Below are 24012 nucleotides of genomic sequence, written 5' to 3'. Positions count from 1 at the left end.
ATAGGAGGGATTATTATGACAGAATTAAGACAAATATACAAATGCGAAAAATGTGGGAATATAGTTGAAGTAGTTCATGCATCAGGCGGAATATTATCATGTTGTGGGCAACCAATGACTCTTTTAACAGAAAATACTTCAGATGGAGCTAAAGAAAAACATCTTCCAGTTATAGAAAAAGTAGACGGTGGAGTATTAGTTAAGGTGGGATCAGTAGAACATCCAATGATTGAAACACATTATATTGAATGGATAGAAATTCATACAGCAAATAAGGTTTATAGAAAATATCTAAATCCGGGAGAAAAACCAGAAGCTTTATTTAAAGTTGAAGAAGATGTTTTATTTGCAAGAGAATATTGCAATCTTCACGGACTTTGGAGAGCGTAAAGATTAATAAGTATATAAACCATAAAGTATATAATAAATTTCATATACTTTTGAAAGGATAAGATTAATAAAAAATAATATAAAAGCCAATAATATTTAAACAGTAAATTTTGGCTTTTATATTATTTTTTTTATTATTATAAATGCAAGTGTTAAAAATCTCCATATTCATTTTTGATTTATTTTTAATCTTTTTTTCATGAAGATTTTTGACTTGTAGCTTTAAGTCTTCAGGCAACTCTTCTTTAGACCAAGGTATATATTTTAATAGCGTATCTTTATCTTTACTTTCTAAATTAAATAGTATATCTATTTAGATAAACTAAATATTTTTCTACAACTAATTCTCTGCAAAAGCTACTTATAAGATAAAAACAGATTTTAATAATTAAATTATTTGATAAATATATGACGAATATTGTAAAAATATAGAACATGAAAATTATTGACAATTTTTTAACAGGAAGGGTAAAATTACAAATGTAGACAAGTTATATATTTAATTTTGTAACTTTAGTTATGTAAAGTAACTTTTAACCGTATGTTGATATTTTAATATGATTATAATTTTAGATATGTCAAATAGTGGCATCAACTTTTTAATACATTTATTGTAGTAATGTTATCTGTCATTAACGTGATTTTAGGTGATGTATTTCTTTCATAATTTGAAGCAGTTTTTTAGGAATTTTGCGACATGTGTAAGCATGTACATTGAAATCAAGATTATTTTTACTGAAGGATCTATAATTTCTTAAGAGAGTATCAAAAAACTTAGGATTATTTTATTTAACATTTCATTCTATACCTGTAGTAGCAATAATTATGATATCTGCTAACTTAGATAGGAATGAAGTATAAAGTTTACTTCTTGGCAGCTATTTCACTTAATTGCAGTATTATTTTAATGGATGAACCCTTAAATGCAATGGATTATGAAAGTCAAAAGAAGGCTATTGCTAATTTAAAATCTATGGTTGCTATTGGCGATAAGGCAATATTATTTTCTAGCCATATATCTGGATTAATATCTAATTTAGCAACAAAAGAATGTGTTATAGCTAATGGGAAGATTATTGATAAGGATTTAAAAGTTAATGTAGGAGGGATAGAATGAAAAATAGATGGATAGCTTCATTAATAATTATATTAATAGCTGTTATATGTATGTTTCTATTTAAAGAGATAAAATATAGATTTATTATTATATGCATAAGTTCTATTTTAGTTTCTCTAGTAACAAGACCAATAAAGAAATAATTAAACTGATTATGTTAAGTAAATATGAAAAAATATAGTAGATAGTATATCAAAAATAGTTTTTACAATTTTTATGATTTGTCATATTATATTATTAGTAAAATACAAACTTATTTATCAAAAAGTTGTTGAAGAAATTTATTTATTTGACACATTAATATTAATAGAAAATGATATTCTAAAGCAAGTAGCGTTGCTAATAATACGAAAATAGAAATAATTTTTAGTGCCACTATAACTTGATGCAATCAGAATTTCAATTAGAGTTGACAATATTTTGTATAAGCCATATTATATAAGTAACAGTTTATATAAATGAAAGCCGCTATAGGTGATACTGAGTGTAATAACGCCCTATGTTTTTAGTAAACTGTAGGGTTTTAATTTTAAGTAATAATTTTTAGTGTATATTTAAGTTGTATTATAGTATCTAAACTAAGTTTTAATTTTTTATAATAACTTTTATTAATGACGGAGGATTAATTATGGAAGAAAAAAGAAAGGTAATTTTTAGCGGAATTCAGCCGTCAGGAGAGCTGACATTAGGAAACTATTTAGGAGCTATAAAAAATTGGATTAAACTTCAGGATGAATATGAATGTTATTTTTGTGTAGTTGATCTTCATGCTATAACTGTAAAACAAGAACCTAAAAATTTAAGAGCAAGAACTTTAGAAGTTATGGCTACATATATTGCATCCGGAATAGATCCTAAAAAAAATACTATATTTATTCAATCTCATGTTCCAGCACATTCTGAAGCTGCATGGCTCTTAAATTGTTATACATATATGGGAGAGCTTGGAAGAATGACGCAATATAAAGATAAATCTCAAAAATATGGTGAATCTGTTGCTGCAGGACTTTTTAATTATCCAGTTTTAATGGCGGCAGATATATTGCTATACCAGACAGACTTAGTTCCTGTTGGAAGCGACCAAAAGCAGCATTTAGAATTAGCAAGAGATATTGCAAAAAGATTTAATAATACATACAGTGAAACTTTTGTAATTCCTGAGCCTTATATAGCACCTAATGGAGCAAAAATAATGAGTCTTCAAGAACCTACAAAGAAAATGTCTAAATCAGATGATAATCCTAATAGTTATATTTTAATTATGGATCCTCCAGAAGTAATAAGGAAAAAAATATCAAGAGCAGTAACAGATAGTATTGGTATTGTTAAATATAGAGATGAACAACCTGGAGTAAAAAATTTAATAACTATATTAAGTACATTAACAGGTATGTCTATTGATGAAATAGAAAAAAAATATGAAGGTCAAGGTTATGCTCAATTTAAAAAAGATGTAGCAGAGGCTATAATATATGAAATTGAACCTATTCAAAAAAAGATAAAAGAATTATTATCTGATAAAACATATCTTGAAAGTATATATAAAGCTGGAGCAGAAAAAGCTAATTATGTAGCATTAAAAACTCTTAGAAAAATGCAAAAAAAGATTGGCTTTATCCCACTATCTAAATAAAAGAATATTTTTAAGTTAAAATAAATTTTTTATAAGCCATACAGTTAAGTTAGGCAAATTATATTAATTAACTGTATGGCTTTAGTTATTTTAAAATAAACAAGTACTATAAAAAACAGTTATAAAAAATTTTTAAATTAACGGTATATTATTGTCTAATTGAGGAATTATAGTTATAATTAATATTAACAATAAATTTTAAACAAGTTTATTAATCTTGTTTAAAAACTCAATAAACTTGTTTAAAAAAATAATATTAATAAGAAAGGTGTTACTTCAATGGATAAATATAATATTGCTGAAAATGGAAAGGAATTCAAATTTTTAACTGTTTATAATAAGCTCTTTAAAATGATAAATGAAGGTGAATTCCCAGAAGGAAGCAGATTGCCTTCTGAACCTGAACTAGCAAAATTAATGGGAGTTAGTAGAACTACTTTAAGACAGGCACTTTCACTTTTACAAGATGATGGAATAGTTAAAAATATTAGAGGGAAAGGAAATTTTATAATAAAATCTAATTTTGATAAACCTTTTGGGTTAGAAACCATAGGCCATCCAGTATATAAATGTTTAACTGATACAATAGATGATGTCAAAATGAAGATGCATCTAGAGGCTGCTACAGATTATATTAATAAAACTTTAGGAAAGAAAACTCCTGTAGTAGTAGTTATAGATAGATGGTATAAATCTCAAGGAAATACTGCAGCTTATTCTTTTACTTTAATTCCAATTGAAACTATTTCAAAATTTAATGTGGATTTAAATAATCAGAATGAAATTTTGGAATTTTTAGAGAAAAAAATTTATGAATTATGTACTAATGCATTAATTGATATAAAATATTCTACTGCTGGAAATTTTTCTGCAAAAGTTTCTCCTATTTCAAAAGAAAATCATTTTTATCTTATACAAGAAGCAGTATATGAAAATTCAGAATTTCCTATAGTTCATAACAAGCATTATCTGCCAATAAAATCAAGTTCTATAAAGCTTCACCAAAAAAAGTAAAAATAATTATATTTTTCAATTAATTTTAGACATGTTGTTTTTTTTATAACAAATTAATTTTAAAAATATTTATTTGTTATGATGTTTATTTTTCAAATTGTATATAATGGGTTGCATTATCTTATATAACTATTATAAGTAGAAAATATATAAATGACTTTTGATATATTAGTTTGACGTTTTTGAGCGTATTTAAATAAATATAAATTTAACGTATAAACATGATGTATAACAAGTAATACGATGTATAACAAGTAATATCAAGAAGATAAATTTTTTATAAAATCTTTATATAAAATTCTAAAAATGAACAATAAAAATACTTGACATAGGAAAACAGACATGATACACTTTGTATAAAGACAAAAGATACAAGTTAGTAGACAAGTATATAAAATGTTTTTATTTTAATTTTAATTTGTAAACGTATAGATAATTTATGTAAAAAATAAATGGAGGTAGTAATATGATTTACTCACAAGGTTCAGGAAAGCAATATCATATTAATGTTGGAGAAGGGGAAGTTGGAAAGTACGTTATACTTCCTGGAGACCCAAAGAGATGTGCAAAAATAGCAGCACATTTTGATAATCCAAAGTTAGTTGCAGACAGCAGAGAGTATGTTACTTACACTGGATATTTAGACGGAGTTAAAGTAAGTGTTACATCAACAGGTATAGGTGGTCCATCAGCTGCTATAGCATTAGAAGAATTAGTACAATGTGGGGCTGATACTTTTATTAGAGTAGGAACATGCGGTGGAATGGATATAAATGTTAAAGGTGGAGATGTGGTTGTAGCTACTGGTGCTATTAGGATGGAAGGTACAAGTAAAGAATATGCACCAATTGAATTTCCTGCTGTTGCAAATTTTGAAGTAGTAAACTCATTAGTTGAAGCTTGTAAAACTTTAAATAAAAACTATCATGTTGGGGTAGTACAATGTAAAGATTCATTTTATGGTCAGCACGCTCCAGAGACAAAACCAGTTGGTTATGAATTAATAAATAAATGGGATGCATGGTTAAAATGTGGAACTCTTGCCTCTGAGATGGAGTCTGCTGCTTTATTTGTAGTAGGAAGTTATTTAAGAGTAAGAGTAGGCTCAGTATTTTTAGTAATTGCAAATCAAGAACGTGAAAAAGCAGGGTTAGAAAATATACAAGTACATGATACAGAAATAGCAATAGAAGTTGCAATACAAGCAATTAAAGATTTAATTAAAGCAGATAGAAAAAAATTAGATAATAAAACTTTATAAGGAGAGGTAAAATGATTAATTATCAAGATATTATAGATAGAGCATTTAAAGCTTGCGAAAATGCATACGCACCATACTCAAATTATAATGTTGGAGCTTGTGTTTTAACAAAAGATAATAAATATTTTATAGGAGCAAATATTGAAAATGCTTCTTATGGCTTAACAAATTGTGCTGAAAGAAATGCAATATTTCAAGCTTATTCAAATGGATATAGAAAAGAAGATATTAAAGCAATAGCAATTGTAAGCAAAGGAAAAACTTTAGCAACTCCTTGCGGGGCTTGCAGACAAGTTTTAGTAGAGCTTATTAATAAAGATACACCAATAGTTTTATCTAATGGAGAAATAGAGAAGGTTACTAATATAGAAGAACTTTTACCTATGTCATTTACTAAAGAAGATTTAGATGTATAATTTAAATATATATTTTTAATGTATAAAAGATTAATTATAAAGGAAATATTATTTTTATATATAAAAAATATAGTTTAATAAAATAATAATTTAATGTAAAATACATTTTATATTTGATAAAGAAGATTATTTATAACTAAAGCTTCTTTTTATATATAAATTAAATTTATTTAAGTATTAATACTTTTAAACAGTAACAATGAAAGGAGTAAATATGAAAAAATATAAAAGAATTTTTACAATAGTAATAGATTCTCTTGGAATTGGAGAAATGGATGATTCAAAAGAATATGGAGATATAGGAGTAGATACTCTTAGACATATATCAGAGTCAGTAGAAAGTTTTAAAATTCCTAATCTTCAAAAATTAGGAATTGCAAATCTGCATTCAATAAATCATGTAAAGCCAGTAGATAAACCTTTAGCTCATTTTATGAAAATGAAAGAAGCAAGTGTAGGTAAAGACACAATGACAGGACATTGGGAGATGATGGGTTTAAAAATTGAAACTCCATTTAAAACTTTTACGGAAACAGGTTTTCCAAAAGAACTTATTAATGAACTAGAAAAAAGAACAGGACATCATATAGTAGGAAATAAGAGTGCAAGCGGTACTGAAATTTTAGATGAATTTGGAGAACATCAGATGAAAACAGGAGATATGATTGTTTATACTTCAGCTGATTCTGTGCTTCAAATTTGCGGTCATGAAGAAACTTTTGGACTTGAAGAACTTTATCGCTGCTGTGAAATTGCAAGAGAATTAACACTTAAAGATGAGTGGAAGGTTGGAAGAGTTATTGCAAGACCATATATTGGCAATAAAAAAGGAGAATTTAAGCGTACAAGTAATAGACATGATTATGCTTTAAAGCCATATGGAAGAACAGTTTTAAATGCATTAAAAGATAATGGTTTTGATGTAATATCTGTTGGAAAAATAAGAGATATATATGATGGAGAGGGTATAACAGAAGCATATAAATCAAAAAGTTCTGTTCATGGTATGGAGCAGACTTTAGAATTAATGAATAAAGACTTTAAAGGATTATGCTTTGTTAATTTAGTAGATTTTGATGCATTATGGGGACATAGAAGAAATCCTATAGGTTATGCTGAAGAATTAGAGAAGTTTGATGTTAATTTAGGTAAAGTGCTTGAAAAATTAAAAGAAGATGATCTTTTAATAATTACTGCAGATCATGGTAATGATCCTACGTATAAAGGTACTGACCATACTAGAGAATTTGTTCCTTTCCTTGCATATTCACCATCTATGGTTAAAAATGGTTTAATGGAAACAAGTAATAGTTTTGCAGCCGTCGGAGCTACTATAGCAGATAATTTTGAAGTAGAAATGCCAGAAAATACAATTGGTGAATCTGTATTAGAAAAATTAGTTTAATAAAAGAAAGGTATGAATTAATGGACAGTGCAATTAGTAATAGTAATAATAAATCATATAAAATATTTTTAAAAAAGTTTATAATAGCATTAATAGGAGTTTCATTAGTAGGATTTGGATTAGCTTTTAATTCAGCAGGTATGTTGGGAAATGATTCTGTTGCAGTTTTATATGATGGAATTAGGAATGCATTTGGTCTTCCTATAGAAAAGCTTGGGTTAGTTACAAATTTAGTAAATATAGTTTTTCTAACAATAGTATTGTTATTTGATCGTAAGTATATAAATATAGGGACTTTTATTTATGCATTGCCTCTAGGAAGCTTAATAAGTATTGGTTTTAAAATACATGAAATACTTAATATTAGGACTACTATAGGAGGAAGAATATTAACTTCTTTTTTAGGATGTTCGATGCTTTTTATAGGAATAGGAATATTCATAGCAATAAATATTGGAGTTGACCCTGTTACTGGTGTAAATATGTTAGTAAAAGATAAAACAAAACTTCAATATAAGACAGCTAAAATAATTTGTGATTTAACTTCACTTATAATAGGATTTTCTCTTGGAGGGAAAGCAGGCGTTGTTACAATTATTACAGCCTTTATAGCTGGACCTGTTATTCAGAAAATATCAGAAACTTTTGATAAAAAAATTCTTAAAAAAATGAATTTAAATAATTATAGTAACTAAGGAGGAATTGTTATGCAAACACCAACACCGCATATTGGAGCAAAATTAGGAGAGATTGCAAAAACAGTATTAATGCCTGGAGATCCATTAAGAGCAAAATTTATTGCAGATAATTTTTTAGAAGATGTTTTTCAGTTTAACTCAATTAGAAATATGTTTGGATATACAGGAACTTATAAAGGTAAACGTGTCTCTGTTATGGGCGGAGGTATGGGAATGCCATCTATAGGGATTTATTCTTATGAACTATTTAATTTTTACAATGTAGATAATATAATACGTATTGGAACTGCAGGAAGTATGAATGAAAATGTTAAGGTAAGAGATGTAGTAATAGCATTAGGAGCATCTACTAATTCAAATTATGCAGCACAGTACTGTCTTCCAGGAACATTTGCACCAATTGCAAGTTATGAGTTAGTAAGTGCTGCAGTTAAAGCAGCTAAAGAAAAAAATATAAATACCGTTGTAGGGAATATTTTATCTTCTGATACTTTTTACTGTGCAGATAAAACTGCAACAGAAAAATGGAGAAGTATGGGTATTTTAGCAGTAGAAATGGAAGCAGCGGCACTTTATATGAATGCTGCTCAAGCTAGAAAAAATGCACTATGTCTACTTACAATTTCAGACAGTCTGCTGACTGGAGAGTCGCTTTCAGCAGAAGAAAGACAGCTTAGTTTTACTGACATGATGGAAATTGCACTTGAAATAGCAAAATAATATATTAATTTTAAGGAGGAAAAACTTATGAAAAAAATTATTGCATTAGTAATGTCAGCTACAGTTATTATGGGTACATTGGCAGGATGTGGAAGCAGCCAGCCTAAGACAAATGAAGAAAAAAAGGAAACTAAAAATTTTAGTGTTGCAATGGTAACAGATACTGGCGGTGTTAGCGACCAATCTTTCAATCAATCTTCTTGGGAAGGCTTACAAGAATTTTCAAGAAAAACTGGAGCAAAAGTAAGTTATCTAGAATCAAAGCAAGAAACAGATTACAGTACCAACTTGGACAAACTTGTTGATTCAGGAAACAACTTAATTTGGGGTATTGGATTTGCTATGGCAGATGCAATATTAAATGCTGCAAAAATAAATAAGGATGTAAATTATGCTATTGTAGATAATTCCTATGGAGATAATACACCAGAAAATGTTACAGGAGTTACATTTAGAGCAGAAGAACCTTCATTCCTTGTTGGATATATAGCAGGAAAAACTACAAAGACAGGTAGAGTAGGATTTGTAGGAGGTATAAAAAGCCCTGTAATAGATCAATTCCAATATGGATATCAAGCTGGTGTACTTTATGCATCAAAAGAATTAGGAAAGCCTATTAATGTAGATGTTCAATATGCTGAAAGCTTTTCAGATGCTTCAAAAGGTAAAGCTATAGCAAATAAAATGTTCTCTGCTGGATGTGACATTGTTTTCCATGCAGCTGGCGGTACAGGAGTAGGAGTAATTGATGCAGCTAAAGAAGCTGGTAAGTTTGCAATAGGTGTTGACCGTGATCAGTCCTATTTAGCTCCTGATAATGTCTTAACTTCTGCATTAAAGTTAGTAAATGTAGCAGTTGCAAAAGTTTCTGAAGAAGCTATGAATGGTAACAAAATTGGCGGAAAAACTTATACTTATGGATTAAAAGAAGGTGCTGTTGGTATTCCTAAGGAAAATAAAAATGTAAAACCAGAAGTTTATGAAGCAACAATAAAATTAGAAGAAAAAATTAAAGACGGTTCAATAGTTGTTCCATTTGATGAAAAAACTTATAACGAATTTAAAAATAAATTATAAAATTCAACTTAAACTTATGAGTCTAAAAATTTAGTAACTTATATTTAAAGTCAGATCTTTGCCAGCAGTATAAAAATGTATTGCTGGCAAAGCATATGACGAAAGGAGGAATTAGGATGGAAATCAGTGAACAATATGCAGTTCAAATGCGTGGGATTACAAAGATGTTTGGTACATTTTGTGCATTAGATGATATCAATTTAGATGTCAAAAAGGGAACTATTCATGCATTATTGGGAGAAAATGGGGCGGGGAAAAGTACACTTATGAATGTTCTTTATGGATTATATAAAGCTGATAAAGGGGAAATATATCTTAATGGTAAGAAAGTAAATATTAAAAATCCTGGAATAGCAATTAAAAATGGTATTGGAATGGTTCATCAGCATTTTATGTTAGTTGATAATTTTACTGTTACAGAAAATATTGTTCTAGGAAGCGAAATTACTAATAAATTTGGCGTAACAAATATGAAAAAGGCACGTAATGAAATATTGAATATTGTTAAGAAATATGGGCTTGAAGTAGATCCTGATGCAAAGATTGAAAACATTTCTGTTGGTATGCAGCAACGTGTTGAAATATTAAAAGCATTGTATCGTGGAGCAGATTTATTAATACTTGATGAGCCTACAGCAGTGTTAACTCCACAGGAAATACGAGAGCTAATTAAAATTATGCATAATCTTATAGAAGATGGAAAGACAATTATTATAATTACACATAAATTAAAAGAAATAAAGGAATCATCTGATGTTTGTACAATTATACGTAGAGGAAAGTATGTAGATACAGTTAAGGTTAATGAGGTTAGTAAAGAAGAACTTGCAACTATGATGGTAGGGCATGAGGTTAACTTAGTTGTTAATAAAACACCTGCAAAACCTAAAGAAGTTGTATTTGAAATAAATAACTTAACTGTAAAAAATGAAAGAAAGTTAGATGCTGTTAAAAATTTATCACTTAAAGTTCATAGGGGAGAAATTGTTGGTATCGCTGGTATTGATGGCAATGGACAAAAAGAATTAGTAGAAGCTATAACATGTCTTACAAAAGTTGAAAGTGGTACTATTAAAATAAATGGGGAAGAAATACAAAATACAACTCCACAAAATGTAATTAAACATAAAATTTCAACAATTCATGAAGATAGACAAAAACGTGGATTAGTATTAGATTTTACTGTTTCTGAAAATGCAATAATTGAAAAATACAATAAAGAACCATTTTGTAAAAAAGGATTTTTAGATAAAGAAAAAATTGTTGAGCATACAAAAAAGCTTATAAAAGATTATGATGTTAGACCTGAAAACTGTGAATTGATGCCAGTTAGAGGTTTATCAGGAGGAAATCAGCAAAAGCTTATAATAGCAAGAGAAGTAGCTAATAACCCTGATTTATTAATTGCAGTACAACCAACTCGTGGTATGGATGTAGGAGCAATTGAATATGTGCATAAGACTTTAATAAATGAAAGGGATAAAGGAAAGGCAGTTCTTTTAATTTCTTTAGAGCTTGATGAAGTCATGAATGTATCGGATACAATAGCTGTTATTTACGATGGAACTATTGTGGAAACATTTAAACAAGGAGAAGTAGATGAAAATACGATTGGGTTACTAATGGCAGGAGGTAAACTAAATGAAAAAAGTAGTTAATATACTTAAAAAGCCGATTACTTCAACATTTATTGCAATCTTTTTTGGATTTATAGTAGCTGCTATAGTACTTAGTGCTGCAGGTTATAATCCTTTTGAAGCCTTTAGTGCACTTTTTAAAGGAATTTTTTCAAAGCCTAAATATATATCAAATACTATTATTAAATCCACACCAATTATATTAACAGGGTTAAGTGTTGCTTTTGCTTTTAAAACTGGATTGTTCAATATTGGTGCTGAAGGGCAATATATTGTAGGAACAATTGTAACTACAATAGTTGGTATAAAATTAGATTTACCACCAGTTTTACAAATTCCTATAATAATTCTTGCAGGTGTAATAGCAGGAGCTTTATATGGAGGAATTGTAGGATTATTAAAAGCTAAGTTTGGAATACATGAAGTTATAACAAGCATAATGCTAAACTGGATTGCTCTTTATTTATCAAATTTTGTTGTAGGACTTAAAGAATTTCACCAACCAAGTTCAACTGCAACTTATATGATAAATAAATCTGGATTTACGACAATTCTTGAAAATTGGAAAAATTCAGACGCAGGAATAGAAACGTTATCAAAGCATAAATGGCTTTCTGATATGTTGTTAAAAACTGATATGAATATTGGAATTATAGTTGCAATAATAGCAGCTATTGTAATATGGCTATTATTATATAAATCTTCTAAAGGTTATGAGCTTCGTGCAGTTGGATCAAATAAATATGCAGCAGAATTTGCAGGTATAAATGTTAACAAGAATATAATTCAGGCAATGCTTATTGCTGGAGCACTTTCAGGATTAGCAGGAGCTTTATCTATTACTGGAGTTGCACCACATAAAATATCAACTATGGCAGCTTTTGAAAATAATGGGTTTAATGGTATGTCAGTTGCATTAATTGCAGGTAGTTCGCCTATAGGATGTATCTTTTCAGGATTACTTTTTGGAGGATTAATTTATGGAGGTCAAGCTATACAATCTGCTATAGGAGCTCCATCTGAAATAATTAATATTATGATGGGTACTATTGTATTCTTTGTAGCTTTAACAAAAATCGTGCCTGTTTTAGCCGATAAACTTTTAAAAAGAGGTGAGATAAATGTTAAATAGCATTCTACTATTAATAGGAATTACCTTAATGTATTCAGCACCATTAATTTTTGGAGCACTTGGAGGTGTACTTTCTGAACGTGCTGGAGTTGTAAATATCGGCATTGAAGGCATGATGGTAATGGGTGCTTTTACAGGTGCAGCAGTTGGATATTATTCAGGGAACCCTTGGCTTGGATTTTTTTTAGCAGGTATTTCAGGAGGATTAATTGCTTTAATGCATGCAGTAGCAGCTGTTAGTTTTAAAGCAGACCAAACAATTTCTGGTATTGCAATAAATTTGATCGGACCAGGGTTTGCATTATTTTTATGTAGATTATTTTTTGCTGGAGCAACTATGACACCACCAGTACCAAAAAAATTACCTAAAATATTCGGAGAAAATGTATCGAATAATATACTTAAAAGTTTAAATGTAGATAGTACAGTTCTTATAGCTTTAATTTTAACAGTACTTTTATGGTTTATACTTTATAGGACGAAATGGGGACTTCATATCCGTTCAGTTGGAGAAAACCCAGCAGCAGCAGATACTATGGGAATTAGTGTAACTAAGGTTAGATATGTATGTGTTATAATTTCAGGAATTTTAGCAGGTTTTGGTGGTGCAGCAATGACACTAGCTATTATTCCTCAATTTAGTCAAACAGCTATTAGTGGGCAAGGATTTATAGCTTTAGCTGCAGTTATATTTGGTAAATGGACGCCTCATGGAGCTTATGGAGCCTGCTTACTATTTGGATTTTCACAAGCTTTAACTGTTATATTGGGTGGAGGACGTTTTGCTATACCTTCAGAAATTCTTGCAATGCTTCCATATATTTTAACAATTATAGTATTAATTCTTTTTGTTGGAAGATCAGTAGCACCTAAGGCAGATGGAGTACCTTATGAAAAGGGATCACGTTAATTATATATAAAAGTTAAAATATATATAATATACAAGCATATATATTAGAACAGACTTAATAAAATTTAAAATAAAGTTAAATTTAAGGAGAGATTAATATGGATATAGCTAAGTATATAGATCATACTCTACTAAAACCTGAAGCGACAGCAGAAGATGTAAAGAAACTTTGCAAAGAAGCTTTAGAATATAATTTTGCATCTGTTTGTGTAAATGGATGTTATACTAAATTAGTAAGTACTGAACTTTTTGGAAGTGGTGTAAAGACTTGTACAGTAGTTGGATTCCCATTAGGTGCAATGAGTAAAGAAGCTAAAGCATTTGAAACAATTGATGCTATAAAAAATGGTGCAAATGAAATAGATATGGTTATAAATATTGGAGCATTAAAAGATAAAAATTATACTTTAGTAAAAGAAGATATAGAAGAAGTAGTTAATGCAGCAAAAGGAAAGGCTATAGTAAAGGTTATTATAGAAACTTGTTTATTAACAGAAGAAGAAAAAATAAAAGCTTGTGAAATAGCTAAAGAAGCTAAAGCTGATTTCGTTAAAACTTCAACAGGGTTTTCAACAGGTGGAGCTACTGTAGAAGATATTGCGTTAATGAGAAAAGTTGTAGGTGAAGATTTAGGAGTAAAAGCTTCAGGCGGAATTAGAGATTATAAAACTGCTATGGACATGATAAATGCAGGAGCAAGCAGGATTGGATGTAGTAATAGTATTGCTATTGTTAACCAAAGCAGATAATTTTGATTTTTATATAAATTAAAATTATTATATAAACAGCATATAGAGTTTTCTATATTTTTACTTAGTTTTATAAAAATTTTAAATATTTTATTATTTTAAATATAAAAACGGATGGTGCTTAACCATCCGTTTTTTAAATTAAATTATCTTTATTTTATTTTTTACTATGGATAAATTAGGCTAAATTGTATTTATTTTTATAGGATATTAATCTAAAATTTGAGCAAATTAATAGTACAAAGCAACACCAATATAAATTTAAAATTTAATTTAAAATTTAAATTAAAAGGAGGATTTTATCATGGCTAGAAGCAATAAAGTTTTAGTACCACAAGCAAAAGCAGGTTTAGATAGATTTAAAATGGAAGCAGCAAGAGAAGTAGGAGTTAATCTTAAAGAAGGTTATAATGGAGATTTAACTTCTAGAGAAGTAGGGTCAGTAGGTGGCCAAATGGTTAAAAAAATGATTGAAGCTTATGAAAAAAATTTATAATTACTTCTAATTATAAATTTTAAAAACTAATTAAATTTATTAAATATAAAAATATGCAGCCTCTCAATTAAAATAATTTATTGATGAGGCTGCACTTTATTTTTAATTTCCATTGACAATATGCTATTATGGAGTTAAAATATAATTTGTCAGTTTACTTATTATATGGCTCCTTGGTCAAGCGGTTAAGACGTCACCCTCTCACGGTGAAAACAGGGGTTCGATTCCCCTAGGAGTCACCAAATTTTAATACCAGAATTTTTAATTAAAAATTCTGGTATTATTTTATAATTATTTATAAAAATATGAGAGAAAAATATGAGAGTCAAATGACTCTCATTAACTTGCCTTTTCATCGTTAAGTATGAATTTATTTATAACATGAGCTACACCATCATCTTCATTGCTTAAAGTTATATAATCAGCTATTTCTTTTACTTCTGGAAATGCATTGCCCATTGCTACTCCTAATCCAGCAAATTGTATCATATGAAGATCATTTCCTGCATCTCCTATACAAATAACTTCTTCTTGTTTTATACCTAAAATTTCAGAAAGAGTTTTGACTCCTTGTCCTTTGTTTACATTTTTATCCAAAAATTCTAAGAAATAAGGAGCACTCCTAAGTACTGTATATTTATCATATACTTCTTTTGGAAGATTATTTATAGCTTTTTCAAGAATTTCAGGTTCATCTATGAACATTATTTTTACTATAGTTGTATCTTTATCAATGTTATTAAAATCTATAATATTTAATGGAATATCATTCATATCAGATTCTAATTGGCTGTATTTATTCCATTTAGGTGTTATGCAAATTTTATCAGTTAATGCATGTATATTAACTTGTAAATCTTGACTTAATTTATATAAGTAATTAATATCATCTATTGACATAGTGGTTTTAGCTATAACCTCTTTTGTTTTAGTATTTTGTATAAGAGCACCATTGTATGCTATTGCATAATCATTTTCACTTATTAAATTTAATTTATTAAGATATGATGTTATTCCATCCATAGGTCTTCCAGTAGTTAAAACAACTTTTACACCTTTAGCTTTTGCATTTTGAATAGCTTTATAGGTCTCTTTTGATATAGACCTATCTTCCTTTAAAAGTGTACCGTCCATATCAACTGCTATTAATTTATACATAGAATTCCCCCCTAAATAAATATTTCAGAAAGATTTTTATCATAATATTATTATAACAAAATAAAAAATAAAATGAATAGCAGCAAATAGTATGTAAATGTTATCAAATGCGTTTTAAAAAAATAATTGAAAAAATTTATGTAAATTGTTATAATCTATAGAGTTTTTAAATTATATATAAAAATTTAATATAAATGTTAAAATTAAAAAGAGGTATAATCCAATGTAGATAATAATGCTTTTATAGATATAAATTATTGAAAGGAGAAAACAATTTTGGAAAATTTAATAAATGAGATAGAAAAAAGAAGAACTTTTGCTATAATATCTCACCCAGATGCAGGTAAAACTACTTTAACTGAAAAACTTCTTTTATATGGAGGAGCGATAAGGCTTGCAGGTTCAGTAAAAGCAAGAAAAGCTTCTAAACATGCAGTTTCAGATTGGATGGAAATAGAAAAACAAAGAGGAATTTCTGTTACATCTTCTGTTATGCAATTTAATTATGAAGGTTATTGCATAAATATTTTGGATACTCCTGGTCATCAGGATTTTAGTGAAGATACTTATAGAACACTTATGGCTGCTGATAGTGCAGTTATGGTAATAGATGGAGCCAAAGGGGTTGAGGAACAGACTAGAAAGCTTTTTCATGTATGTAGCATAAGAGGAATTCCAATATTTACTTTTATAAATAAAATGGATAGAGAAACTAAAGATCCCTTTGAGCTTTTAGAAGATATAGAACAAGAACTTGGCATAAAATCTTATCCTATGAATTGGCCAATTGGATCAGGAGTCGATTTTAAAGGAGTATATGATAGAAATAAAAATGTTATACAGGCTTTTAATGGTGGAAATCATGGTCAAACTTTAGTTCAGTCTATTGAAGGTAATATTAAAGATAAAGTATTTGAAGATTTAATTGGAGAAAGTCTCCATAAAAAACTTATGGAAGATATAGAACTTTTAGACATAGCCGGTGATAAATTTGATATAGAAAAGGTAAGGCGTGGAGAGCTTACTCCAGTTTTTTTCGGAAGTGCTCTTACAAATTTTGGTGTAGAACCTTTTTTAAAAGCTTTTTTAGATCTTACAACAGCTCCGCTTCCAAGGCAATCAGATATTGGAGAGATAGATGTTTTTAGCCCAGAATTTTCTGCTTTTGTATTTAAAATACAAGCCAATATGAATCCAGCACATAGAGATAGAATAGCTTTTATGAGAATTTGTTCTGGAAAGTTTAAAAAAGGTATGGAAGTTTATCATGTTCAAACTGGAAATAAAATAAAACTTTCTCAACCACAGCAATTTTTAGCACAAGATAGAGAGATTGTTGAAGAGGCTTATGCTGGAGATATAATTGGAGTTTTTGATCCAGGAATATTCAGCATAGGAGATACATTATGTGAAAGTACTAAAAAATTTAAATTTGAAGGTATTCCTACATTTGCTCCAGAATATTTTGCAAAAGTAAGAACTGTAGATACTATGAAAAGAAAACAGTTTATAAAGGGTATTACACAAATTGCTCAAGAAGGAGCTATACAAATTTTTAAAGAATTTAATATAGGAATTGAAGAAATAATAGTTGGTGTTGTTGGAGTACTTCAATTTGAAGTACTTGAATACAGACTTAAACATGAATATGGTGTAGATATTAAAATGGATAGACTTCCATTTAAATATATTAGATGGATTGAAAGTACACAAACTGATGTAAATGAACTAAACTTAACCAGTGATACAAAAAAAGTTAAAGACTTAAAAGATAGGAATCTTTTGATATTCCAAAGTGACTGGGCTATAAGCTGGGCATTAGAGCATAATAAAGGATTAGTTTTATCTGACATCGGTAAAAACAATGAATAATAAAATTTGTTGTAAATGAAAATATTATATTATAAAGTAAATAAAAACATATATTATGATTAACCTACAATATCAAAATATAAAATAAAAATATAAATTTTTATCTATTGCAAATTGTAATAAATAACTTTTTACAGCACTTTCTATAGAAGCTGTAAATTAATTTTTACTATACAATTTAATTTATAGTACTTCTAAATTTATTAAATCTATATACAGAGATCAATACTTAATAAAAAGATTTTTTGTGAGATAATCATATTATTAAATAAAAAAATCATACATAAAAAGAATTTTTTATGTATGATTTTTTATTTATTTTAATAATAATGTTTTTAAAATTATATATAAATTTAGCAATGTAAATATATTTATTATTTATAATATATTTACTTAAAAAGATTATAGTGCTTTTTTCTTTGTAAAAAGTATATCTAAAATAAAAACTGCAGCAGATGCTATAATAAGTATATTTATTAGATTTCCTCCAATTTTAAATATAAGGATAATAAGCCAAAATAAAACTATAAATCCGCCAATCCAACGTAAAAATGTCATATAGGCTTCCTCCTCTAATTTATTTTATATTTTAAATAAACTGTATTTCAACAATAAAAATTTTAAAGTATATAAAAATAATTTAGCAATGTTTATTATTGACTATTTTTTTATAAATTATTATAAAAATATCAATTTATATATTCACATAGAGTATCCATACACTTTTAATATTATACTCACAGTAATATAATTATAATATAAATATTAGTGCACTAATTTATAAATAAGCAAGCTTGTTATTTAAAAATAAAATTTAAAATATATATTTTAAATTTAAAAATTTTCATATTTAAATTATAGGTATTATTTATCAATAGAAGTGAGGAGAATTAAATGGAAAGAAATGAAATGAATAATAGTTTTAGTGTTAATGCTATTGTCAAAGTTGGATTAATGGCAGCTGTAATTTTTGTAGCAGCTTATATTGTTCCAATAAAAACTTTTATGGGAGTAATGCATGCAGGAGATAGTATGGTATTTTTAGCTGCACTATTATTAGGAAAGAAAAAAGCAGCGGCAGCTTCAGCTATAGGGATGTCTCTTTTTGATATTACTTTAGGATATATAACTTGGGCACCTTTTACTTTTGTAATTAAAGCATTAATGGCTTATATTACTGCAAAAATTGCTTATAGAGGTAATTACAAAGGAGAAAATATATGGAATAATATTTTAGCCTTTATTACAGGCGGCATTTGGATGATAGCAGCTTATTATTTTTCAGGAGCTATTATATTAACTTTTTTAAATCCAGAAAAAAAAGCGTTTACTGAAAGTTTAATAATATCATTAAAAGATGTTCCAACTAATATAGCACAAGCAATAATAGGAATAGTCATTGCACTTCCTCTTTATATAGCACTTTCTAAATCAGGAATAAAAGATAAAATTTAAAATAAAAAAAAGAGAGGATTATCCTCTCTTTTTTTTAATATCTTCTTTCTCTTTGGCTGTTCTTTTGAACTTTTCTAGCTTTTCTGCATTCTGGGCATCTAACTGGATCATTTTCAAATCCTTTTTCTTTATAGAAAGCTTGTTCACCTTCAGTAAATATAAATTCTTTTCCGCAATCTTTGCATACGATGTTCTTGTCTGACATTATAAAAATCCTCCTTAATCATAGGGACTAATTGTTCTTGGTAACTTCCCTTTTATGATTAAAGGGGATAAGAGTTCCTTGAAAAATTGACCCGAATATATAATTGAGATACTTCTCGATTATTATTATAGCATATATAAAAAAAAAAACAATAGTATTTTAAATTATACATAAAATTATTTTTAATTTATGTTAAAGAATTTTTGTTTTTTAAATAATGAATTGTAAATATTATAAAAGGAATTATAATAAGGCTTATTAAAGAAAAATATGAATAATATTCTAAAAGTCTAAATAGCCTGAATAAATTAGAGGAAACCCAATATGCAAATATAAAAACTAATATACTTATAAAATAGTGTATATATTTATTATTTATATTTAGTTCTTTTAAAAGTAAAAATATAGCAAAAAAAGTAATAATGTATTTTATAAACCATCCTCCTACCATTTGAAGCATTACAAAAAGTTCTCCCATTTCAAGAAAATCCAAAATACTTATACGCTGAGTTTGAATTAATTTAGGATAAGATATTAAATTTGATCTATTTATTCCAAAAGTCATAATAACTCCTGTAACTGATACAATTTGCATTTGAATAACTATAAAAAGTCCTATTAAACTGTCTTTTATAATAGTTTTTTTATTTTTAATTTCACAAAGATAAGGAAGAGTTATAGAAATAGAACCGTACAATCCTAAAGACTTTAATATTGAAATAATAAAGTTAGTTGTTATTCCATCTTTAAAAATTGGAAACAGATATCTATAATTTTTATATTTTGCTGAAAGAATAGCTAAATTTATTCCTGCTATCATTATAAAAATTAATCCTATACAAGATACAGTAATTACGGCTATTTTCCCTTTTTTTACAGTATATATAGCTGGAACTATAAAAAAAATAAGCAAAAACCATTGAGGTGTATTTAAAAGCATATTTGTATGCATAGAATTAGCTTCAATAGAAGAGCATTCTATTAAAGTTATAAAAAGTGATATTATAAATAAAAAAATAAAAATAGTACCTAAAATTTTTCCTAAAGCACTGCAGTATATTTTATAAAGACTATATGTATTAGTCTTTTGGCAGATTTTAATTATATAAATAAAATATATAAGAATTAGTATTGAAGATATTATTATTGCAATCCAGCTATCTCTTCCACCATTTTTCATAAAAACAGTGGGATAAGTTTTTAAAGACACTATAGTGGTTCCTAAAATTAAAAATATTAAATGTTTTGATGTAAATTTATCCAAAAAACAAACACTCCTTAATAAAAAATTATATTTTTATTTTTGACTAAAATTAGGGATATTAATCTATAAAAAAGCAAATAATAAATTGGGTGAGTGTAATGAATGAAAATGTACTTTTATATATAAAAGATATATTTAAAAATAGTTTTGATATAAAATATAGAGAAATAATTACAGATAGAGGCATTATAAATGTAATATATATAGATAGTATGTGTGATTCAAAGTTTATAAGTGAATTTATTATATTTCCGCTTTCAAAGTATAGAAACAATATAGGTAATATACTTGATATAAAAAAAGGGATCTTATCTATAAGTTCATTAGAAGTTGTAAAAACTAAGGATGATCTTTTGCTTCATTTGCTTTCAGGTGATGTTATTTTAATATTTAGCTTTATTAAAGAAATTTTATATTGTGATGCAAAAGGATTTACTAAAAGAGCTATAACAACACCACCAACGGAGACTCAGATAAAAGGTTCTAGAGAAGGATTTAATGAAGTATTAAATGATAATTTATCACTTATTAGAAGAAGAATAAAAGACTCAAATTTAAAATTTGAAAATATGATAGTTGGAGATAAAACAAATACATTGGTCGTTATAGCGTATATAGAAAAATCAGCACCTGAAAAACTTATTGAATATGTAAGAAATCAGATTAAAAGTATTAAAACTGAGGCTGTATTAGATATTAACTATATAGAAGAAAAATTAAAATGTAAAAATACTGCTTTTGATACTATAGGATATACAGAAAAGCCTGATGTAATAGCTTCTAAGTTATGTGAAGGAAGAATAGCTATATTGCTTGATGGAACCCCTTTTGTTGCTGTAGCTCCATATTTTTTTATTGAAAATTTTCAAACAGGAGACGATTATTATTCAAATATTTTCTTTTCAAATTTTACAAGAATACTTAGATGGATAGCCTTTTGGCTTGCAACTTTTCTTACAGGATTTTATATTGCAGTTGTAACGCATCATTTTTCTTTAATACCTTATATGTTTACTTTCAGGCTTGCAATTTCAAGAGCAGGAGTACCGTTTCCAACTGTAATAGAAGTTCTTCTTATGAATTTCTTTTTTCAGCTTTCAAGAGAGGCAGGTATTAGACTACCTCAACCTATTGGATTGACTATGAGTTTAGTTGGAGCTCTTATATTAGGTGATGCTACTGTAGGTTCTGGACTTGCATCTCAAACAACACTTATAATAGTAGCAGTAAGTTCTATTTGTTCTTTTTTAGTTCCTAAAGTATATACAGCTATAGCTATTTGGAATCTTGTAATAATATTATTTTCTTCAATTTTAGGACTTCCAGGTTTTTATATAGGTTTTTGTATTTTTGTATCACATCTTGCAGGATTAAATACTTGCGGATATCCTTATTTATTCCCCCTTGGAACACTTAGAAAATATAAACATAAAGATATTATAACTACCAATTATTTAAGAAATATGAGTAATAATATTTTTGATGAAGGTGAAAAAGATGAAAAAAATAGTTAGCTTAATAATTATAATGAGCCTATTTTTTTCTGGTTGTTTTAGTTATAGTGATATAAATAAAATTTTGTTTGTAACTTCAGTTATAATAGATATAGACAAAGATAAAAGACCTATAATTTATGTTGAGGCATTTAAGCCTTTTAGAAGTTCAAGCTCAGGATCTGAAAAAGGGCAGAGAGTATTAATTCAAGGTACTGGAAAAACAGCTTATGAAGCTCTTAGAGATATAAATTTAGCAACAAGCTATAAGCTTAATTATACTCAAAATAAAATAGTTATGTTTACAATTAGGGCAGCAAAAGAAGGTATAGATAATTGGATTGATATTTTTGATAGAAATCAAGAGTTTATAATAAGACCATATTTAGTAATGACAGAAGAAAGTCCTGAAAATTTATTGAATTTAGGTGTTTCAGAAGAAGAATATTTAGGCATTCTTTTAAAAGATCTTATTAGTAATGAAGGAGCTTCTACTAGATCTGTAAGACTTTCTCTTAACGACTATTTAAATTTGAGACTTATTGGGAGTAAAACAGAAGTTGTTACTCTTATTGGAATAAAAAAAGATCAATTAGATCAAAGAATGGAGATATTAGGTGGAGCAATAATTAAAAATGACAAATTTGAAACAGTTCTTCCTAGAGTAGATGGTGAAGGCTATAATTTTTTAATGAATACTTTAAAAACAGGAAGCCTTGAGGTAAGTAATCCTAATAATAAGGATAAATTTATATCCCTTAATATATTAAAAAATAATACTAAAACCTACATAGAATATGATGGGAAAAGAGTAAAATTAATAAAAGATATAGAAGTAAAAACTAATATAGAAGAAATTCAAAAGAATGCATTTTTAAATGATAAAACTATAATTGAACTTAAGAAAAAATCTGAAGATAATATAAAAAAAGCTTGTATGAGAGTGTTTAAAAAATATAAAGATGAAAATTTAGATATATTTCAAGTACAAGAAATGTTTGAAAGAAAGTATCCTAAAGTAAAAATTGATAATGTTATAGGTATTACAGAACTTGAAATTATAGTTAACGAAAATCTTGAAGGTTCACCAGATACTCAAGATTTTTGGAATTAATTTTATAAATATGTATTTAAAAATAATGATATGCAAGTTATAATAATAGTTAATTGTGAAAGGAGGCATAAATTTGTTAGGGACAGTAGTTAACACATTAGCTATTATTATAGGGAGTTTAATAGGCTTTTTATTAAAAGGGGGAATACCTAAAAAAATTAATGAGAGTATAATGAAAGCTTTAGCTTTATGTGTTTTAGTAATTGGAATTAATGGAGCAATTAAGTCTAAAAACATGATTTTAATAATATGTTCATTAATCTTAGGTACACTTATTGGAGAATTTATAGATATAGATAAAGCTCTTAAAAATTTAGGAGATAATATAGAAGCTAAATTTAAAGGAAAAGGGGGAAAGATTTCAGAAGGATTTGTAACTGCAAGCTTGGTGTTTTGTGTAGGTGCTATGTCTATAGTTGGTTCATTAAATAGTGGACTTAAAGGAGATTATAGTATTCTTTTTACAAAGGCTATATTAGATGGAATATCATCAATAATGTTTACATCTACTTTAGGAATAGGAGTAGTTTTTTCAGCAATTACTGTATTTATATATCAAGGGATTATAACTTTAACAGCATCTTTTCTTCAAGGGTGGCTTCTAGAGTACATTATAGTAGAAGTTTCCGCAGTAGGAAGTATTTTAATTATGGGTCTTGGACTTAATATGCTTGGAACATATAAGATAAAGGTAGCAAACATGCTCCCAGCTATATTTATACCTCTATTATATTATATAATTTTTTAAAAATAAAAGGCCTTTGTAAAATATAAAATAGTTTACAAAGGCCTTTCT

25 protein-coding genes and 1 tRNA gene are annotated in these 24012 nt (G+C 27.4%); 22 read left to right on the top strand and 4 right to left on the bottom strand.

The annotated features are described in order from the left end of the window. The first annotated feature begins 15 nt into the window (after nucleotides 1-15). The 17 genes from B5D11_RS05660 to B5D11_RS05585 all read left to right on the top strand — a co-directional run bounded on the left by B5D11_RS05660 (nucleotide 16) and on the right by B5D11_RS05585 (nucleotide 14897). Complete coding sequence (locus B5D11_RS05660) at nucleotides 16-390, top strand: desulfoferrodoxin (protein ID WP_078682075.1); 375 nt, start codon at nucleotides 16-18, stop codon at nucleotides 388-390. Between the two features lie 850 nt (nucleotides 391-1240). After that, nucleotides 1241-1507 carry a hypothetical protein gene (locus B5D11_RS05655; RefSeq protein ID WP_143327679.1) on the top strand — a complete coding sequence of 89 codons (267 nt, stop codon included), beginning with the start codon at nucleotides 1241-1243 and terminating at the stop codon, nucleotides 1505-1507. Beyond that, nucleotides 1504-1650: a hypothetical protein gene (locus B5D11_RS12635; protein WP_180376963.1), complete on the top strand. Its 147-nt coding sequence runs from the start codon at nucleotides 1504-1506 to the stop codon at nucleotides 1648-1650. Before B5D11_RS05655 ends, B5D11_RS12635 begins: the two co-directional genes overlap by 4 nt. 485 nt (nucleotides 1651-2135) lie before the next feature. Beyond that, nucleotides 2136-3140, top strand: coding sequence for a tryptophan--tRNA ligase (trpS, locus tag B5D11_RS05650; RefSeq protein WP_078682073.1), 1005 nt, complete (start codon nucleotides 2136-2138; stop codon nucleotides 3138-3140). A 279-nt stretch (nucleotides 3141-3419) separates the two neighbouring features. Continuing rightward, entirely contained in the window at nucleotides 3420-4154 is a 735-nt protein-coding gene (locus tag B5D11_RS05645) for a GntR family transcriptional regulator (protein WP_078682072.1), read from the top strand. Between the two features lie 466 nt (nucleotides 4155-4620). Beyond that, the gene (udp, locus tag B5D11_RS05640; RefSeq protein WP_078682071.1) at nucleotides 4621-5415 is read left to right on the top strand and encodes a uridine phosphorylase; all 795 of its coding nucleotides are present in this window, start codon (nucleotides 4621-4623) and stop codon (nucleotides 5413-5415) included. A gap of 11 nt (nucleotides 5416-5426) precedes the next feature. Beyond that, entirely contained in the window at nucleotides 5427-5831 is a 405-nt protein-coding gene (gene cdd, locus B5D11_RS05635) for a cytidine deaminase (RefSeq protein WP_078682070.1), read from the top strand. 214 nt (nucleotides 5832-6045) lie between these two features. Then, nucleotides 6046-7236 carry a phosphopentomutase gene (locus B5D11_RS05630; protein WP_078682069.1) on the top strand — a complete coding sequence of 397 codons (1191 nt, stop codon included), beginning with the start codon at nucleotides 6046-6048 and terminating at the stop codon, nucleotides 7234-7236. Between the two features lie 20 nt (nucleotides 7237-7256). After that, nucleotides 7257-7931, top strand: coding sequence for a YczE/YyaS/YitT family protein (locus tag B5D11_RS05625; protein WP_078682068.1), 675 nt, complete (start codon nucleotides 7257-7259; stop codon nucleotides 7929-7931). Nucleotides 7932-7943: 12 nt separating this feature from the next. Next, nucleotides 7944-8654, top strand: coding sequence for a purine-nucleoside phosphorylase (deoD, locus tag B5D11_RS05620; RefSeq protein ID WP_078682067.1), 711 nt, complete (start codon nucleotides 7944-7946; stop codon nucleotides 8652-8654). Between the two features lie 27 nt (nucleotides 8655-8681). Next, the gene (locus B5D11_RS05615) at nucleotides 8682-9731 is read left to right on the top strand and encodes a BMP family ABC transporter substrate-binding protein (protein ID WP_078682066.1); all 1050 of its coding nucleotides are present in this window, start codon (nucleotides 8682-8684) and stop codon (nucleotides 9729-9731) included. Nucleotides 9732-9847: 116 nt separating this feature from the next. Continuing rightward, the gene (locus B5D11_RS05610) at nucleotides 9848-11389 is read left to right on the top strand and encodes an ABC transporter ATP-binding protein (protein ID WP_078682065.1); all 1542 of its coding nucleotides are present in this window, start codon (nucleotides 9848-9850) and stop codon (nucleotides 11387-11389) included. Then, nucleotides 11373-12500 (top strand): ABC transporter permease, encoded by a 1128-nt coding sequence (locus B5D11_RS05605; RefSeq protein ID WP_078682064.1) that lies wholly within the window; start codon nucleotides 11373-11375, stop codon nucleotides 12498-12500. The genes B5D11_RS05610 and B5D11_RS05605 overlap by 17 nt, the downstream gene beginning before the upstream one ends. After that, complete coding sequence (locus tag B5D11_RS05600; RefSeq protein WP_078682063.1) at nucleotides 12490-13410, top strand: ABC transporter permease; 921 nt, start codon at nucleotides 12490-12492, stop codon at nucleotides 13408-13410. Before B5D11_RS05605 ends, B5D11_RS05600 begins: the two co-directional genes overlap by 11 nt. Nucleotides 13411-13508: 98 nt before the next feature. Then, the gene (gene deoC, locus B5D11_RS05595) at nucleotides 13509-14159 is read left to right on the top strand and encodes a deoxyribose-phosphate aldolase (protein ID WP_078682062.1); all 651 of its coding nucleotides are present in this window, start codon (nucleotides 13509-13511) and stop codon (nucleotides 14157-14159) included. A 304-nt stretch (nucleotides 14160-14463) separates the two neighbouring features. Next, on the top strand, nucleotides 14464-14655 hold the full coding sequence (locus B5D11_RS05590) for an alpha/beta-type small acid-soluble spore protein (RefSeq protein ID WP_078682061.1): 192 nt from the start codon (nucleotides 14464-14466) through the stop codon (nucleotides 14653-14655). Nucleotides 14656-14822: 167 nt separating this feature from the next. Continuing rightward, a tRNA-Glu gene (locus tag B5D11_RS05585) sits at nucleotides 14823-14897 on the top strand. Between the two features lie 97 nt (nucleotides 14898-14994). Here B5D11_RS05585 and yidA read toward each other — a convergent pair. Continuing rightward, nucleotides 14995-15813 carry a sugar-phosphatase gene (gene yidA, locus B5D11_RS05580; RefSeq protein ID WP_078682060.1) on the bottom strand — a complete coding sequence of 273 codons (819 nt, stop codon included), beginning with the start codon at nucleotides 15811-15813 and terminating at the stop codon, nucleotides 14995-14997. A 276-nt stretch (nucleotides 15814-16089) separates the two neighbouring features. Between yidA and B5D11_RS05575 the strand changes: the two genes are divergently transcribed. Continuing rightward, nucleotides 16090-17685: a peptide chain release factor 3 gene (locus tag B5D11_RS05575; RefSeq protein WP_078682059.1), complete on the top strand. Its 1596-nt coding sequence runs from the start codon at nucleotides 16090-16092 to the stop codon at nucleotides 17683-17685. Between the two features lie 402 nt (nucleotides 17686-18087). Here the strand turns inward: B5D11_RS05575 and B5D11_RS12630 are convergent, their stop codons facing one another. After that, a complete protein-coding gene (locus B5D11_RS12630; protein ID WP_180376962.1) occupies nucleotides 18088-18243 on the bottom strand; it encodes a hypothetical protein in 156 nt (51 codons plus the stop codon). 336 nt (nucleotides 18244-18579) lie between these two features. On the opposite strand from B5D11_RS12630, the gene B5D11_RS05570 reads away from it, so the two are divergent. Then, nucleotides 18580-19140, top strand: coding sequence for an ECF transporter S component (locus tag B5D11_RS05570; protein ID WP_078682058.1), 561 nt, complete (start codon nucleotides 18580-18582; stop codon nucleotides 19138-19140). A gap of 34 nt (nucleotides 19141-19174) precedes the next feature. On the opposite strand, the gene B5D11_RS05565 is transcribed toward B5D11_RS05570, so the two are convergent. Both B5D11_RS05565 and B5D11_RS05560 read right to left on the bottom strand, forming a co-directional pair. Next, complete coding sequence (locus B5D11_RS05565; RefSeq protein WP_078682057.1) at nucleotides 19175-19345, bottom strand: zinc-ribbon domain-containing protein; 171 nt, start codon at nucleotides 19343-19345, stop codon at nucleotides 19175-19177. 187 nt (nucleotides 19346-19532) lie between these two features. Beyond that, nucleotides 19533-20609, bottom strand: a complete 1077-nt coding sequence (locus B5D11_RS05560) for a GerAB/ArcD/ProY family transporter (protein WP_078682056.1) — start codon at nucleotides 20607-20609, stop codon at nucleotides 19533-19535. A gap of 98 nt (nucleotides 20610-20707) precedes the next feature. Here B5D11_RS05560 and B5D11_RS05555 point away from each other — a divergent pair, with 98 nt between their 5' ends. The 3 genes from B5D11_RS05555 to B5D11_RS05545 all read left to right on the top strand — a co-directional run bounded on the left by B5D11_RS05555 (nucleotide 20708) and on the right by B5D11_RS05545 (nucleotide 23964). Further along, a complete protein-coding gene (locus B5D11_RS05555; protein ID WP_078682055.1) occupies nucleotides 20708-22123 on the top strand; it encodes a spore germination protein in 1416 nt (471 codons plus the stop codon). Beyond that, nucleotides 22107-23216, top strand: coding sequence for a Ger(x)C family spore germination protein (locus tag B5D11_RS05550; RefSeq protein WP_180376961.1), 1110 nt, complete (start codon nucleotides 22107-22109; stop codon nucleotides 23214-23216). The genes B5D11_RS05555 and B5D11_RS05550 overlap by 17 nt, the downstream gene beginning before the upstream one ends. Nucleotides 23217-23289: 73 nt before the next feature. After that, nucleotides 23290-23964, top strand: coding sequence for a DUF554 domain-containing protein (locus tag B5D11_RS05545; RefSeq protein WP_078682053.1), 675 nt, complete (start codon nucleotides 23290-23292; stop codon nucleotides 23962-23964). Nucleotides 23965-24012 lie beyond the last annotated feature (48 nt).

This window comes from Clostridium sp. USBA 49 (assembly GCF_900167505.1).
Lineage (GTDB): Bacteria > Bacillota > Clostridia > Clostridiales > Clostridiaceae > Clostridium_AT > Clostridium_AT prolinivorans.
The sequence above is the reverse complement of the archived record's forward strand: the minus strand, read 5'-3'. Positions and strand labels throughout refer to the sequence as shown.